At 41.1% G+C, this 16498-nt stretch carries 13 protein-coding genes; 7 read left to right on the top strand and 6 right to left on the bottom strand.

Annotation, left to right across the window (positions count from 1 at the left end; all coding sequences use genetic code 11):
- The first annotated feature begins 114 nt into the window (after positions 1–114).
- The 4 genes from ABG082_RS05065 to ABG082_RS05050 all read left to right on the top strand — a co-directional run bounded on the left by ABG082_RS05065 (position 115) and on the right by ABG082_RS05050 (position 5211).
- Entirely contained in the window at positions 115–1647 is a 1533-nt protein-coding gene (locus tag ABG082_RS05065) for an FAD-dependent oxidoreductase (protein ID WP_348936623.1), read from the top strand.
- Between the two features lie 90 nt (positions 1648–1737).
- Positions 1738–3033: a globin-coupled sensor protein gene (locus ABG082_RS05060; RefSeq protein WP_019743333.1), complete on the top strand. Its 1296-nt coding sequence runs from the start codon at positions 1738–1740 to the stop codon at positions 3031–3033.
- A 61-nt stretch (positions 3034–3094) separates the two neighbouring features.
- Positions 3095–3679 carry a histidine phosphatase family protein gene (locus ABG082_RS05055; RefSeq protein ID WP_019743332.1) on the top strand — a complete coding sequence of 195 codons (585 nt, stop codon included), beginning with the start codon at positions 3095–3097 and terminating at the stop codon, positions 3677–3679.
- Between the two features lie 386 nt (positions 3680–4065).
- Entirely contained in the window at positions 4066–5211 is a 1146-nt protein-coding gene (locus tag ABG082_RS05050; protein WP_039962807.1) for a S8 family peptidase, read from the top strand.
- A 46-nt stretch (positions 5212–5257) separates the two neighbouring features.
- Here the strand turns inward: ABG082_RS05050 and ABG082_RS05045 are convergent, their stop codons facing one another.
- Positions 5258–6541 carry a M48 family metallopeptidase gene (locus tag ABG082_RS05045; RefSeq protein ID WP_008348815.1) on the bottom strand — a complete coding sequence of 428 codons (1284 nt, stop codon included), beginning with the start codon at positions 6539–6541 and terminating at the stop codon, positions 5258–5260.
- A 175-nt stretch (positions 6542–6716) separates the two neighbouring features.
- Between ABG082_RS05045 and ABG082_RS05040 the strand changes: the two genes are divergently transcribed.
- Positions 6717–7133 carry a hypothetical protein gene (locus ABG082_RS05040; protein WP_007497192.1) on the top strand — a complete coding sequence of 139 codons (417 nt, stop codon included), beginning with the start codon at positions 6717–6719 and terminating at the stop codon, positions 7131–7133.
- A 211-nt stretch (positions 7134–7344) separates the two neighbouring features.
- Here ABG082_RS05040 and ABG082_RS05035 read toward each other — a convergent pair whose 3' ends face one another.
- The 3 genes from ABG082_RS05035 to ABG082_RS05025 form a co-directional block, all read right to left on the bottom strand.
- Positions 7345–8898, bottom strand: coding sequence for a fatty acid--CoA ligase family protein (locus ABG082_RS05035; RefSeq protein ID WP_056705118.1), 1554 nt, complete (start codon positions 8896–8898; stop codon positions 7345–7347).
- A 172-nt stretch (positions 8899–9070) separates the two neighbouring features.
- Positions 9071–10060 carry a lipoate--protein ligase gene (locus ABG082_RS05030; RefSeq protein WP_008348846.1) on the bottom strand — a complete coding sequence of 330 codons (990 nt, stop codon included), beginning with the start codon at positions 10058–10060 and terminating at the stop codon, positions 9071–9073.
- 2 nt (positions 10061–10062) lie between these two features.
- Positions 10063–10806 (bottom strand): MBL fold metallo-hydrolase, encoded by a 744-nt coding sequence (locus tag ABG082_RS05025; protein WP_056705114.1) that lies wholly within the window; start codon positions 10804–10806, stop codon positions 10063–10065.
- A 155-nt stretch (positions 10807–10961) separates the two neighbouring features.
- On the opposite strand from ABG082_RS05025, the gene yhfH reads away from it, so the two are divergent.
- Positions 10962–11099 (top strand): protein YhfH, encoded by a 138-nt coding sequence (yhfH, locus tag ABG082_RS05020; protein ID WP_008359029.1) that lies wholly within the window; start codon positions 10962–10964, stop codon positions 11097–11099.
- A 339-nt stretch (positions 11100–11438) separates the two neighbouring features.
- Positions 11439–12728, top strand: coding sequence for a cation:dicarboxylase symporter family transporter (locus ABG082_RS05015; RefSeq protein WP_008348850.1), 1290 nt, complete (start codon positions 11439–11441; stop codon positions 12726–12728).
- Between the two features lie 32 nt (positions 12729–12760).
- On the opposite strand, the gene ABG082_RS05010 is transcribed toward ABG082_RS05015, so the two are convergent.
- Positions 12761–13810, bottom strand: coding sequence for a M42 family metallopeptidase (locus ABG082_RS05010; RefSeq protein ID WP_024720001.1), 1050 nt, complete (start codon positions 13808–13810; stop codon positions 12761–12763).
- Positions 13811–14168: 358 nt separating this feature from the next.
- The gene (locus ABG082_RS05005) at positions 14169–16478 is read right to left on the bottom strand and encodes a YhgE/Pip domain-containing protein (protein ID WP_348936622.1); all 2310 of its coding nucleotides are present in this window, start codon (positions 16476–16478) and stop codon (positions 14169–14171) included.
- Positions 16479–16498 lie beyond the last annotated feature (20 nt).

The raw sequence follows: 16498 nt of genomic DNA, 5'->3' as shown, positions 1-16498 counted from the left end.
TTTATTTTTATGTGTTGCTCATTTTTTTATGTATTTCGCTCTTGTTTCCATTAAAATGTATGATTTTCAGCATCGTGGAAAAATTATACACAACAAGTGACTGGAGGCGACAACATGGAACAAGAACATAAAGGATCGGAACAAGCAAAGTCGTTATGGCTAGCTGATAGTGAGAAGCCCTCTTTTCCTACTGTCAGCGAAGATCTTACAGCAGATGTCATCATTGTCGGTGCCGGTATTACAGGTATCGCTACTGCATTTGAAATGACAGAACGCGGGCTGGATGTCATCATCATAGATGCTGATCAAGTATTGCAAGGAACCACTGGACATACGACAGCGAAAATTACCTCCCAGCATGATGTTTACTATCATGAGCTGATTCAGCATATTGGTATGCCGAAAGCCCGTTTATATGTAGAAGCAAATGAAAAAGCAAAGGAGCTCATCCAAGCACGTGTGAAAGAGTATGACATTGATTGTCAGCTTGAGGTAAAAGATGCTTACCTTTATACAACAGAAGAAAACGGCGTCAAAAAGTTAAAGAAGGAATTAGATGCGTATAAACAGCTCGGTATCGATCGCGAATGGAAAACAGCGCTCCCGTTTGATGCTGGCATCAAGGCAGCCCTCGCCATGACGCAGCAGGCACAATTTCATCCTCTTCATTATCTTCATGCACTGATCGATCAGCTCATTGACCGAGGCGTGCGCATATTTGAACAGACAACGGCAGTCGATGTAAAAGAAGGAAAACACCCTGCTGTCATCACAAAAAGTGGCCATCATCTGATGGGGCGCTCTATCATTTCATGCTCACACTTTCCTTTTTACGATGGCAAAGGACTGTATTTCACGCGAATCCATCCTGAGCAATCTTATGTCGTCGCAGCCAAAACAAAAAAACCGCTCCCAAACGGCATGTACTTAGGAATTGATCAGCCTGCCCATTCATTAAGAACGGCGAAATTCCATGGAGAAGATGTCGTGCTCATCGGTGGACAAGGCCATAAAACCGGACAAGGCGGAGATGAATCCGCACACTATGAAGCACTAGAAAAGTTTGGTGAAGCCACCCTTGGAATAAAGGAAGTCCTTTACCGCTGGTCCACACATGATATGGTCACAATGGATCAAATTCCTTATATTGGCCGCCTGACAAAACATCATTCGAATATTTTTGTGGCAACAGGATTTAGAAAATGGGGCATGACCACAAGCCACGTGGCAGCGACACTGATCGGAGATTTGATCGAAGGAAAATCGAATCCTTACGAATCCATCTTTACTCCATCAAGACTCGTGTCAGACCCATTCGTAAAAGACTTTATCAAAGAAAACACCAATGTTGCAGCAAAGCTGATCAGCGGTAAATTAAAGCGAGCTGATCAAACAATTGATGATTTAAAACCGGGTGAAGGAGGGATTGTGTCTTATGAGCATAAAAAATGTGGTGCCTTTAAGTCAGAGGACGGCGATCTCTTTCTTGTCGATACAACCTGTACTCACTTAGGCTGTGAAGTCGCTTGGAATAATAGTGACCGCACATGGGACTGTCCTTGTCACGGGTCTCGTTTCTCCATTACGGGAGAAGTAGTAGAAGGCCCGGCTAAAAAACCACTGAAAAGGTCATATAAAGAACAGTAAAATTTCACTGTTCCCCTTTAAAAAATCCAATATTATCCGATAAAAAACATAAAGTCTGATATTTTTGATGATCATGGGGGGACAAACACATTGTTATTTAAAAAAGAGAGTAAAAAGAAAAACACTGCTTTTTTCACACAGCAGGATGATGGGATAAAACGAATCAATTTTTCGGAGAATACGGACATTGTCAAACAAATTAAAATGATTGATTTGACGCAGCAAGACCTTTTTATCTTGAAACAGCTGAATCCAATCGTTCAAGATGAAATTGAACATATCGTCGATAAATTTTATAAAAACCTAGAAGTCGAGTCTTCCTTGATGCACATCATTCAAGATAACAGCTCAGTCGAGCGTCTAAAGAAAACACTACGCATTCATATTAGTGAAATGTTTGCTGGTGTGATTGACGAATCTTATGTGGCCAAAAGAATTAAAATTGCACAAGTTCATTTAAGAATTGGGCTTCAACCTAAATGGTATATGGCAGCCTTCCAAGACCTTTTGCTATCCATTATGGATTTATTTGCCCAGCATATCCAAGATTTCAAAGAATATCAGACGGCAGTGAAAGCGACGACGAAAATTTTAAATCTAGAGCAACAGCTTGTCCTAGATACGTTCCAAAATGAATACTCTAAAGTTCGTGATGAAGCAGAAGTACAGCAAAAAGAGCTTCATACAAAAATTACAGAAACATCTAATTCGCTTGCTTCTCTCTTCTCAAACACAACAAATGCAGTGGACAAACTTGTATCAAAATCTGATGAGATGGCGGACATGTCACAGGCTGGCACAAAGATTTCAGCACAAGTTGAAGAGAAATCAATTGGCGGTAAAAAAGAGTTAGAAATTCAGCAGACGCAAATGAATCAAATTGATGGCAGCATGACAAAGATTGAAACAGAGATTAAGCGCTTAGAAGAAATTGCGAAACAAATTGAACAAATTTTTGGGATTGTCACAGGTATTGCGGAGCAAACGAATTTACTATCTTTAAACGCTTCAATCGAATCAGCTCGAGCAGGTGAACATGGCAAAGGCTTTGCTGTCGTTGCAAACGAGGTTCGCAAATTATCAGAGGATACAAAGAAAACGGTTTCAACTGTATCTGAGCTCGTCAACAACACAAATTCACAAATCGCCATTGTGTCACAGCATATTGCTGACGTGAATTTACTTGTGACAGACAGTAAAGAAAAAATGACCCAAATCAACTCTCTATTCGATGATATCGTCAGCAGCATGAACTTAAGCAAAAACCAAAACGGAAAAATTGAAATAGATTTGCAAACATTCCTAAACGAATTGAAAGAAGTCAAACAAACAGTGTCCCAAGTGGCAAGTTCGGTCGAGTCCTTAACGAGTCTGACAAATCGCTGATCCAGTCATTCTTCTTCTGTTTTAGTATAATAGAAGAAAAGATAGAAAAGGCGGGATTTGATTGACAGCAATTTGCCTAGTCAGACATGGTGAAACCGATTGGAATGCAGCAAAACGAATTCAAGGACGAACAGATATCCCTTTAAATGACACTGGTAAATGGCAAGCGGAACAAACCGGTCTTTACCTAAAAGATGCCCACTGGGATGTTGTCATTTCCAGTCCGCTATCAAGGGCAAAAGAAACAGCTCATTTGATTTTACAGCATGTACATGCACCGCTCGTGATCATGGACGATTTTATTGAACGTGATTATGGCGACGCTGAAGGCATGTCATTTGAGGAACGTCAGAAGCTGTTTCCTAATAAACAGTATCCAAATATGGAACCACTATCGGCACTTCAAGATCGAATGCTAGAAGGTATTGAAAAAGTGAGAGCAACCTACCCAGATAAACGAGTATTAGTCGTGGCACACGGGGCTGCCATCCATGCCTTACTCACCGCACTAGCTGACGAACATATGGGTATTCAGGACACTAGACTTGTCAATGCCTGCTTAAATTATGTGGAATGGACAGATGGTGAATGGAAGGTGAACGATTACAACGTGGTCAGCCATTTAACACAATCTGCCCCTTCTTAAAGAACCTGTTTCCAAAGCAGGTTCTTTTTCATGTCAAAAATAATGATAAAATAATATTTTTTTATATCGAAATTCGAAATAGATGATAGCCTTTTCTACCTATTTTATAGCATTTCGGGTATCGAATGTTTATCCCCAAATAGATCATGAGAAAAAAAGCACGATTCCTTTTTAACAGAAAATCGTTGAAAACACACAATAAACATATTTTACCATCATTTCCAAGCGACTTAATTCCCTATTTTTCGCTAGGACTTCCACAAAAATTCAGGTCTACTCTTATTTGCCTACCTCTATTAAACTGAAAATACAGAATAATCAAACGGATCATTCTTATAGACTACGGATGATTATTCTGAAATAAGAAAAAGGGATGTGGAATGTGCGTGAAAAAGAAAAATGTGATGACAAGTGTTTTATTGGCTGTCCCTCTTCTGTTTTCAGCAGGGTTTGGAGGCTCGATGGCAAATGCCGAGACTGCCTCAAAGTCAGAAAGTGAAAAAAGCTATATCGTTGGCTTTAAAGCTTCTGCCACCACAAACAGCTCTAAGAAACAAGCAGTGACACAAAATGGTGGGAAATTAGAAAAACAATACCGCCTCATTAATGCTGCACAAGTGAAGATGTCTGAACAAGCCGCAAAAAAACTTGAACACGACCCTAGCATTGCTTATGTAGAAGAAGACCACAAAGCAGAAGCATATGCACAAACCGTCCCTTATGGTATCCCTCAAATCAAAGCTCCAGCCGTACACGCTCAAGGTTATAAAGGTGCTAACGTCAAAGTAGCTGTCCTTGATACTGGAATCCACGCCGCACACCCTGACTTAAATGTTGCAGGCGGTGCTAGCTTCGTCCCTTCAGAGCCAAATGCCACACAAGACTTTCAATCACACGGAACTCACGTAGCCGGAACCATTGCTGCCCTTGATAACACGATTGGTGTTCTTGGGGTTGCGCCAAGCGCCTCCTTGTATGCCGTTAAAGTGTTAGATCGAAACGGAGATGGACAATACAGCTGGATTATCAGCGGTATTGAATGGGCTGTTGCCAATAACATGGATGTCATCAATATGAGCTTAGGCGGCCCAAGCGGATCCACAGCGCTTAAAAATGCTGTAGACACAGCGAATAACCGCGGAGTAGTTGTCGTTGCCGCAGCAGGGAATTCAGGTTCAACTGGCTCTACTAGCACCGTTGGCTATCCTGCTAAATACGACTCAACCATTGCTGTTGCCAACGTGAACAGCAACAATGTCAGAAACTCGTCTTCAAGCGCAGGTCCTGAATTAGATGTTTCTGCACCTGGTACATCTATTTTAAGTACAGTACCAAGCAGTGGATATACATCTTATACGGGAACATCGATGGCATCTCCTCATGTAGCAGGAGCAGCAGCGCTTATCCTTTCTAAGTATCCGAATCTATCAACTTCTCAGGTTCGTCAGCGCTTAGAAAATACAGCAACACCGCTTGGTAATTCGTTCTATTATGGAAAAGGATTGATTAACGTTCAAGCAGCTTCTAACTAAAATAAGTGTGACAAAAAAATCCGGCTAACTGAGCCGGATTTTTTATTTATTGCTTTTTCGATGTTTCCTCTTTTTTCGCCGCTTTTTCCATATCGATGATTCTCTCCATCATCGTCGGGTGTCCATAGCGGAATATTTTCACTAAAAGTGGCGGATTGACTTGGGAAAGCCCTGATTTTGCAAGCTTTTGAAATGATGTTACCCCCGCCTCTCCATCTTTCGTCAAGTTCACGGCGTATTCATCAGCTGCACGTTCTTGATGCCTTGACACAGCATTTGTAAAAGGAGAAGCAGCAAATGACAGCATAGATACAATGATCAAAAGAAGCGGAAGAGCAGCAACGTCATGTGGTGCCTTTAGACGAAATGGAGAAGCGCCTTTTTGGTAAAGGGAAAAATAAAGACGGTCAATGGCAAAAAATCCAACCAGAGACAGCACTAAATATCCTGCTAAACCGATATACACATGCTTCATCACGTAATGTCCCATCTCATGCGCCATGATAAATAAGATTTCACGGTCTTTCAGCTTTTGAAGTGTCGTATCCCACAAAACAATACGCTTATTTTCACCAATTCCTGTGACGTAAGCATTCATCGTGTTTGTTTTCTCTGACATGTTGACTTCATATACATGATCTGCTGGAATGTGTGCTTTCTCTGCAAGGGTTAATATCTTTTTCTCAAGCGCCTGATCCTTCAATGGGTAAAAATCATTGTAGAGTGGATCAATAACGACCGGCTGTATAAAGAAGAGAAACAGTGTAACTGGAACGGTTAAACACCAAGCATACAGCCACCAATATTTCCTTTTCTTTTGAATGAGCCAAAAGAACACAATGGCGCATAGAACAAGCAGCGGATATTGAATCCAAAAATCAAGCGTTTGGTCTTTTAGCCAACTTGCCGTGCTTTGTGCTGAAACACCGTAGTGCAAGGACAACTGGTAGCTCACCCACTTGACCGGCAATGTGATCAGCATCGTCAAAAGTGACAGCACAAACACATACACAAGTTTGCTCAAAAGGTGAAAACGAGCTGCTGCCAAGCTCCAATCTGCTAATTTCCTTGAAAACCCAGAAATGAGCAAAAGGAAAAAGACATACCAATCTAAAGGAATTGTCATAAAGTACAACAGGTTACGAATGTTCGAGTAACTTCCACTGATCACAAGCTCATGGCTTGTCATAAATGTATGCGGGTCTGCACTTGTCCCTTTCACACTGTCAGGGACAGATGAATCCCCCATTAGAAATAAGTAAGAATAAATAAAAAGACCGTACAATATGTATGCTACCGTTGCAAGAGCTACCCATTTGCGTACTCGCACTGGTCAGCCTCCTTTCCATTTCTCTCTATTGTAATCACGCACGTTTTTGTTTAGAACCTGTCTCATGTGGCTCAATCATAGCATGCCCTATCTGAAAAAGCTTGAGTGGAAAAAATGATTATGCTGTTCAAAAATCGGAGAAACTAACCATAAAAAAGTGAGTTGGAGGTTCATCATGAAGAAAATCCTTGCAGGAATAGTGATCTTTGGGCTTTTACTGATTACCTTCTTTTATGTGTTCAGCCGGACAAGTGACATCTTCGATGAAAATCGAGCAGAGAAATTATTGCTTTCACCGACGAACCAGTCCATTTCTTATGAAATAGATGATAAAGATACAACTGAAGATCTAATTGAACAATTAAACAAAGGGAAACAAACAAGCAGCCATCTCAAAAAGAATGTAAAAAAGCCAGATTATATCGCCAAGGTCATGTTCGGACGGACAAATGGTACTTCTTTTCAGCTATGGACCAACCGCTCTCAAGTTGTTTTTTTAGTAGACGGCACCTATTATGAATTAAATCAAAAACAGTCAAATTCCTTTCGAAAACAGGTACAAGAAGCGATTCAAAAAGGAGCCTCTTCATAGGAGACTCCCCAGCGTGTAGACAAACCCTCGCATTCTTTGTCAGTCCTGCGTGCTGGTGCTCACGAATGTCAAATTCGCTCCGCGCCAGTACTCGTCCTTCCTAGGGCTGCAAAGGTTTTCTATCACGCTGAAAAGAAGACAAAGGGCTAAAATAAACAACATTTTAGCCCTTTGTCAACAATCTGAGGAGTCTCTTCAAGAGGCTCCCTTTTTATTTACTTGTTTCTGCTTGGTACTTATCCTTTAGCGCTCTTCTTAAAATTTTACCAGTCGTGTTTTTTGGAATATCATCAATGAAATGGATCGTTTGGGGCTGCTTATATTTCGCCAAATAGCGTGAACAATGTGTGATGATGTCTTCTTGATTGATGTGAGCATGTTTCTTAGGGGAAATGTAACAGACAACAGCCTCTCCTGTGTTTGGATCTGGCACACCGATGACAACGGCTTCTGCTACAGCTTCATGTTGATAAAGCACTTCTTCTACTTCTCTTGGATAGACATTATACCCGCCAACGAGAATCATATCCTTTTTTCGATCGACGATATAAATATATCCGTCTTCATCTCTTCTCGCCAAATCTCCTGTGTACAGCCAGCCGTCTTTCAGGGCCGCCTCTGTGTCTTCTGGCATTTGATAATAGCCTTTCATAATGTTTGGCCCTTTTGCGATGAGTTCTCCGACTTCGTTTGGTCCAACTTCCTCTCCAAGTTCATTCACAATCTTATTTTTCACATTCATAATATCAGTGCCGACCGAGCCTGGTTTTCTTTTTCCATCAAGGGGATTGAATGCCGTCACTGGGGAAGCCTCTGATAATCCATAGCCCTCTAGCACCGTGACACCGAACTTTTCTTCAAAACCGTGAAGTAAAGCAACAGGCATGGACGCACCGCCTGATATACAAATCCTCACCGACTTCATCGCTTCCTCATGACCGTCCTGGCGGTATAAATAGTTATACATGGTTGGAACTCCCACAAATAGCGTTGGTTTTTCTTTCTCCATCATTCGTAAAAGCTCTGATGGGCTGAAATGCGGCAGGACATAAATGGTCGCTCCATGCATCAAAGGGGCATTCATACAGACGGTCAAACAAAACACATGGAACATCGGCAAAGCAGCAATCACCTTGTCCTTCTCATCAATTGACAGGTACTCCGCAATGTCTCTTGCATTTGAATAAAGGTTAACATGAGTGAGCATTGCCCCTTTTGGTTTTCCTGTTGTGCCAGATGTAAATAAAATAACGGCCGTATCGTCAGGTTGTATGGAAGGATGCTCAGCTTCTGGTGCATCTCCAGACACAAGCTTTCCGAAGAAAACAAGACGATCAGATACTTCTTTTAAACTTGACCTACACGCAGATTCATTTTGAGCACAAATAATGACTCGTTCAATCGCTGGAAGCTGTTCATACACCTGCTCGTATATCGGCAGAAGCTGATCCGGAGCAACAATCCCTTTTACATCACCAGTGACCAGCATATAGCCAATTTCACTTGGCGTATATGTTGGATTGACAGGTACAACAACAAGCCCTGCCTTTAATGCACCAAAAAATGAAATCACAAAATGCGGTGAATTTCCTAAAATCAGCGCGATATGATCTCCCGCTTGAAACCCTTCGCTCACTAAACCATCTGCAAAACGTTCGATACTTGTCATCAGTTCTCGATAGGTCCACTTGTTCCCTTCAAAGATCAGTGCGACGTTCTCTCCCTTGGTCATCGCAGTCTGCTCAAGATTTTTGATCAAATCCATTCTCCCACCCCTTATACTTCATCAATGAATGAATAGCCATTCATTTTATGACCAAACATTCCTCCTTTCTATTATAATAGACAATCGAAAAAATCCACAAGATCAAATGTAAACCGCTTTCATCCCTTTCATTAGAAAAAGCACCGCTATCTCTAGCCGTGCTTGTCCTTGCTTAATAAATCAAATCCAGAAAATCTTCTTTTGATACGTTACCAAAATAATGGCGCATATCCATGTCTTCTAATACATCACTAATGGTTTTGCGATCATATTGCTGCCCAATGAGTCGTTTCTCAATATCAGCAATATCCCCTACACCGAAGAAGTCACCAAAAATTTTGCAGTCTTGAATGATGCCTTTTTTCACTTCTAATCGAAGATCAATCGATCCAGCTGGAAAACGCTTAGAGTGCTGCAAGTTAAACTTAGGTGAACGGCCGTAGTTCCATTCCCATTTTTGGTATCGATCACGAGAAATCTCATGAATCTTCTCCCAATCCTTTTCTGTCAGCTGATACTCAGGCACGTCTCCGTTCGTGTCAAAAATATAGCTTAAAAGAATTTTTCTAAATTCTTCTGTTGTCATCTTTTGATCCATCAGTTCACTAATATTCGCAACCCTGCTTCTAATGGATTTGATGCCTTTTGATTCGATCTTTTCTTTCTTCACATTTAATGCCGAGACAACATGTTCGATTTCTGAATCAAATAATAGGGTGCCATGACTGAAGATACGTCCTCGTGTAGCAAATTGAGCATTCCCCGAGATTTTACGCCCATCTGCCATGATGTCATTTCTGCCGCTTAATTCCGCTTTGACGCCAAGCTTTTCAAGCGCTTTGATGACTGGCTCGGTGAATTTTTTAAAGTTATGAAAGCTGTCCCCATCGTCTTTTGTAATAAAACTGAAGTTCAAGTTTCCTTTGTCATGGTAAACTGCACCACCGCCAGATAACCGGCGAACGACTTTGATGCCATTGTCTTCCACATATTTTGTGTTGATTTCTTCTATTGTATTTTGGTTCTTTCCAATAATAATAGACGGCTGGTTGATGTAAAACAGCAAATACGTTTCTTCTGGATCTAAATATTTTAAGCAATACTCTTCAATTGCTAAATTAATCATTGGGTCATAATGTTGCTCGTTATCGATAAACAGCATCTCTATCTTCCTTCCTTGTTCCATCTAAGCCCTGAATGGGCAAGCTGTATATTGCCAGTATATAACGCCTGTGCTTCATTGACTAGGTCTTTATGCCGACCGAAATGAGGCAGATGGGTGATGATGAGCTCCCCAACATTTGCTTCACTAGCCAGCTTCCCTACTTCAGTACTGTTCATATGTCCTGCACCCGATCCGTCTTGTCCGGCGTAAAAGTTGCTTTCGGCAATAAGTAAGTCTGCATCCTTGCTAAAAGGGATAAATGCATCCTGATAGCTGGAGTCGGCTGTATACACCACCACAGCCTCATGTGCCTGAATTCTCATCGCATAGCATTCTGCCGGATGAACCGTTTTCAAAAAATCAATTTGAAATGGTCCGATTTGAATGCCCTCTTCCGGCTGATAAGGTTTTGTCTTTGTATGTACATCATCAGAGAGCCGCTGAAATGCTGCTTGATCCCCGGTGTGTCCGTAGATCGTCAGCGGACCACTGCTTTTTCCTAAATGATAACCCACTAGCTTCGCATATTGGAGAGGTCCGATATCTGCAATATGATCGTGATGATAATGAGAAAGGAGTACAGCATCTAGTTCTTCTATATCAATGTATTGCTGAAGCTTTGACAGAACTCCGCTCCCGCAGTCGACAAGCAGACGAAAACCATCTGATTCAAAAAGATAACCTGATGTGGCTTCACCAGCTGCTGGAAATCCTCCGTAGCAGCCAATCACGGTTAATTTCATCGTCATATTTCCTCCTTTTCAAAAAATCCCCTTCTTACAATATACCCATTTTTCATAAAAAAAGCATTCTTCTTGCCTATTGTTACAAAACAGATTGACAATTATTAATCTGTTATAATACAATGATAGCAATAAAACGTATTGGAGGGTGACAAATGCTAGGAAAAATCACTGAGTTTTTTAGAAATTTGCCTTCAAAAAAATGCACAAAATGTGGAAATGATTTAATGGAACAGCACGAGTGTTACGGTAATGAATGTGAGGAATGCTCACAAGTAAGTTATCTTAAATAAGGTAATAAATAGAATAAAAAAGCACTTTTTTCCTCCATCGTCAGTTGGAGTCAAAAGTGCTTTTTATTTTTTCTGAAAAATAGGTAAAAAGGTAAAACCCTTGGTACAGAAGGGTTTTTTAGTATTTTCATATGATGACTTTTAGTTCGGAAGGCACTTTTTATTGACTTAAAACAACGAAGGGGGTTCGAAGTGTCCATTTTTTCAAATAATTTTGTATTTTCTTAATATAATTTAATCGTGGACGAACCTCTTTAATTTTAGTTATACTTTAATTCATATATTAAAACTTAATATAATGGGAATATTCCTTTAATGAATATGTTAGGGAGGAAATCTATGAAAAAATTAAAATTTGGATTAGCTACTCAAATCCTAATCGGTCTTATTCTCGGTGTCGTGGTTGGTGCGATCTTTTTCGGTAACCCTGGTGTTGAGACATATTTAAAACCAATTGGAGACTTCTTCTTACGACTCATTAAGATGATTGTCATTCCGATTGTCGTATCTAGCTTAATTTTAGGTGTTGCAGGTGCGGGTGATGGTAAAAAAGTAGGGAAGCTTGGTTTTAGAACCATTCTTTATTTTGAAATTATCACAACGTTTGCGATCATCCTTGGTCTTGTGCTTGCGAACTTTGTTCAACCAGGTGCAGGCGTTGACTTTGGACATACAGAAAAACAGGATATTAGCCAGTATGTTGAAACGGAAAAAGAACAAAGCAGTAAATCAGTTGCTGATACGTTCCTTCATATCGTTCCGACGAACTTCTTCCAATCATTGGCGGAAGGTGATTTGCTTGCGATTATTTTCTTCACTGTATTATTCGCACTTGGCGTTTCAGCGATTGGTGAACGCGGCAAACCAGTGCTCGCCTTCTTTGAAGGTGTGTCACATGCGATGTTCCATGTCGTCAATGTTGTGATGAAAGCTGCACCATTTGGTGTGTTCGCGCTCATTGGTGTGACAGTATCAAAATTTGGTCTTGAATCTCTAGTTTCATTAGGTAAGCTCGTAGGTCTTGTTTATTTTGCGCTCGCTCTCTTCCTTATCGTTGTATTCGGAATTATTGGAAAGATGATTGGCGTCAATATTTTCAGATTTCTTGCTTACATGAAAGACGAAATGCTTCTCGCCTTTAGTACATCCAGCTCTGAAACAGTTTTACCGAGAGTCATGGATAAAATGGAGCGCATCGGGTGTCCAAAAGGAATTGTTTCTTTTGTTATCCCAATTGGTTATACGTTTAATCTGGACGGCTCCGTCTTGTATCAAGCCATTGCGGCGCTTTTCCTAGCGCAGGTATATGGCATTGACCTCACGATCGTACAGCAGCTCACACTAATCCTTGTACTGATGGTGACATCAAAAGGAATGGCTGCCGTTCCTGGTACATCCTTTGTTGTATTACTTGCAACACTTGGAACGATCGGTGTTCCTGCTGAAGGTCTAGCCTTTATTGCAGGTGTTGATCGTATCATGGATATGGCAAGAACCGTTGTCAACTTAACTGGTAATGCACTTGCAGCTGTCGTGATGTCTAAATGGGAAGGGCAATATGACCCTGAAAAAGGACACCGCGTGATGACTGGACAAGATGTACCTGAGCCAACACAGCTTTCAAGCTAATCAAAAAGAACCCCGCGATCGGGGTTCTTTTTTTATACTGTGATTAATTTGCTTTGAACATAGTGGTACAGTAGATTGGCTGTATGAATCAATGAGTCTTCATGGGTTCTTTCAAAGGCATGCGAAGAGTCAATGCCAGGTCCAATCAGTCCATGAATGATATCATGCCCTGCTCGAATCGCTGCCGACGCATCTGAGCCATAATAAGGGTATATATCAAGGCGGTAATCGATCTTATTTGCCTCAGCTAATGCTGCTAAATGTTTGCGCAGACCATAGTGATAAGGACCGCTAGAATCCTTCACACATATCGACACACTGTATTCATCGGTTGATTGACCATCACCGATGGCTCCCATATCAACAGCCAAATATTCCACCGTTTCTTCCGGGATATTCGAGTTCCCACCGTATCCGATTTCTTCATTATTTGAAATTAAGAAATGTGTCGTATGCGGCAATGTGATGTTCTCTGTTTGAATGCGGTGAATCAATCTCAGCAACAACGCCACACTTGCCTTATCATCAAGGTGTCTTGATTTAATAAAACCTGAAGACGTCACTTCCACTCTAGGATCAAATGAGATAAAGTCTCCTACTTGAATGCCAAGTGCTTGCACATCGTCTGCATTTTTCACTTTCTCATCTAAGCGAATCTCCATATTTTCTTGATTTCGCTTCGCTTTTCCAGCATCCTCATATACGTGAACGGACGTTTGATGCATCAGAATGGTACCTGTGTATGTACGGCCTGTTACTGTTTCAATTTCACAATACTCGCCTTCTATCGAGTTATATTGAAAGCCTCCAATGAGTGCAAGACGCAGCCGGCCATTTGATTTAATTTCTTTGACCATCGCACCGAGCGTATCGACATGTGCTGTCAGCATGCGGTGTTCCTTGTCATCTGTTCCTTTTAGGGTGGCAATTAATCCGCCTTTTCGATTTCGCTTCGTTTCAATATTTAAATCTTGTAAAAAACGTTCGACAAAGCCAATCACTTTCTCAGTATTTCCTGATGGACTTGGGATCGACACAAGCTTTTGAATAAGCTGAATCGTTTCATTTACTTCCGTTGTCATTCGGCATATCCTCCTTCATCTAAAAGAAATTCTTTCCAAGCATGCCTTTTTTCAGCATCCTTCTTAAAATATATCGCTTCGGGTTCCTGATGTCTAATTTCTAATAGAAAAAACCTTTCTCATGAAAGAGAAAGGTTTCAGCGTGTAGACAAACCCTCGCATTCGGTGTCAGTCCTGCGCGCTGGTACTCACGAATGTCAATTCGCTCTGTGCCAGTACTCGTCCTTCCTAGAATTCAAAGGTTTTCTATCACGCTGAGCTGAAAAGAAGACAAAGGGCTAAAATAAAGTTCATTTTAGCCCTTTGTCAACAATCTGAAATGAAAAACCTTTCTCATGAAAGAGAAAGGTTTTTTTGATTAAGCTTCTTCTTGTTTCATTTTTCTTATGTTCCAAGCAAAGTATGCTGTTGTTGCAGCCATCATGATGATGGCTACTGTTCCAAGAATCGCTGCTTGGTGCCATAAATAACTGTTATCACCGCTTGCAATGATCGTTCTAAATCCGTTGATGGTATACGTCATTGGAAGCAGACTATGAATGACTTGGAAGAATTTTGGTACAAGCTCAAGCGGGAATGTACCCGCACTTGCTGCAAGCTGAAGAACCAAGATAATGACGGCAATGAAGCGACCTGGATTCCCCATCGTCGTCGCAAGAAGCTGAATGATCGCTAGGAATGTCAGACTGACGATGATCGCAAAGAGATAGAAGCGCCAGAGGCTTTCCACCTCAAGTCCAAGTCCAAAGATGAGCATAGAGCTTGCAATCACTGCCTGCAAGATACCGACTAAGAGAAGCACACTATATTTGCTGACAAACCATTCAAACGCATTTCTAGGGCGTCCGGCAGGATCTTTCATTGGGAATACAACAGTCAGCATAAGAGCTCCAACAAAGAGTCCCATTGATAAAATATATGGTGTGAGCCCTGTTCCATAGTTATCAATTTTTTTCGCTGTATCATTCTCTGTTTTGACTGGGCTTGCAATCATATTGTAATTGTCCTGCCCCGCATCAATGTCTCCTGTTTCATCTGCAGCGCTTTTTAGCTTATCAGAAAGCTTTCCAGTCCCGCTTTTTAAGTCACCTAATCCTTTATCAAGGGATTTTGACCCTTCAGCCAGTTTAGATGAGTTGCTTTGGATACTCGCTGATCCACTTTCTAGTTTATTCAATGCTGCACTAAGCTGACTTGAACCATTTGCCAGTTTATCCGCACCACTTTTCGCTGTGTCAAGCTTTCCATTTGCTGTTTGCAGGCCATCTTGTAATTTCCCTTGACCCGTTTGAAGCTTCAGTGCACCTTGATACAATTTATTCGTACCGGATGTCATTTGATCAATCGCATTTTGTATGGCGACTGTTGATGTATACAGCTGTTCTGTTTTCTCTGGCAGCTGCTTGACTTGCTGTAGCTGTGCTTTTGCAGATGCAACCGCAGACTGAACTTCACTTGCGTCAGGCAGTTCCTGCAGCGCCGCTAAGCTTTGCTCAAGCCCAGACAAATCAGGCAGTTCGATTGTAGGAAGACTGTCTAGCTGATCCATTGCCGCCTTTTTCTCTTCATCTGTCATCGAGCTGTTTTGAATAATACTTTTTACTTTTGCATCTCGATTAGATAATGCTTCTTTTAAAGAAGCAAGTTTGGTACTAAACGTTTTTGCATCTTCTTTCACCTGATCAATCTTAGGCGCCATCTTTTCAAGGTTCGCTAATTCAGGTGAAGACAATACTTTCTCCACAGCAGCGATTTTTTCTGAAAATGACTGTGCTTTATTGTTCAGCTGCTCAATGCCTGCTGTGAATTGCGGCATTTTAGAAGTAAGCTGCTCATGTCCTTCACGGCTTGTGTTTAACCCTTCGGTCAATGTATCAATGCCTGTGCCAAGTTCACCAAATTTCTGATCAATCGTTTGATAGCCTGTTAAGAGCTGACCAAGACCGCTATCAAGAGATTGAATTCCAGTGTTCAGTTCACCCATTTTTCCTGCAAACTGATGAACACCTTCGCTATACGTTAACGTTCCTTCTGCCAATTTCGCCAGATTGTCTTTTAACTTTTGGCTACCGTCTTTTGCGCTTTTTGTTCCGTCATCAATTTTCTTCGCTCCATCGCTTGCTTGATCTAATCCTTTTGCAATCGTTTTGAAGTTATCAAAGATGACCTCTGCATAATTTTCTGTGACTTCCTTTGAAACCGAATCTTTTAATTTGATAATGGCGTTATTCGCAATTTGAGACGCAGCATAGTTTGCGCCTGGATTCGTATAATATTTCAGATTCGATTTTTTCGGATGTTTGTCTAGTACTGTACTCGCATTTTTCGAGAAATCTTTCGGAATCTCGACGACGAGATAATAGTCTTCGTTATTTAACCCCTTGATGGCCTTTTCTTCACTATCAACAAAATGCCATTTAAAACTATCGTTTTTCTTCAATTCCTTCACTAAATCATCGCCCACTTGAAGGGTTTTGCCGTCATAATGACTGCCTTCATCCAAGTTGACAACCGCTACAGGTAATTGATCAACTGTACCATATGGATCCCAGTAAGCTTTTAAAAATACACCACTATAAATCAGTGGAATAAATAAGACAGCTAAAATCGGGATCAGTAGTTTTTTGCTCGTCACAATGTCTTTCCATTGATTCCGAATTAAATTCATTGCTGTTTTCCTCCCATTGA

The organism is Bacillus sp. BS1807G30 (assembly GCF_040047675.1).
GTDB lineage: Bacteria > Bacillota > Bacilli > Bacillales > Bacillaceae > Bacillus > Bacillus altitudinis.
The sequence above is the reverse complement of the archived record's forward strand: the minus strand, read 5'-3'. Positions and strand labels throughout refer to the sequence as shown.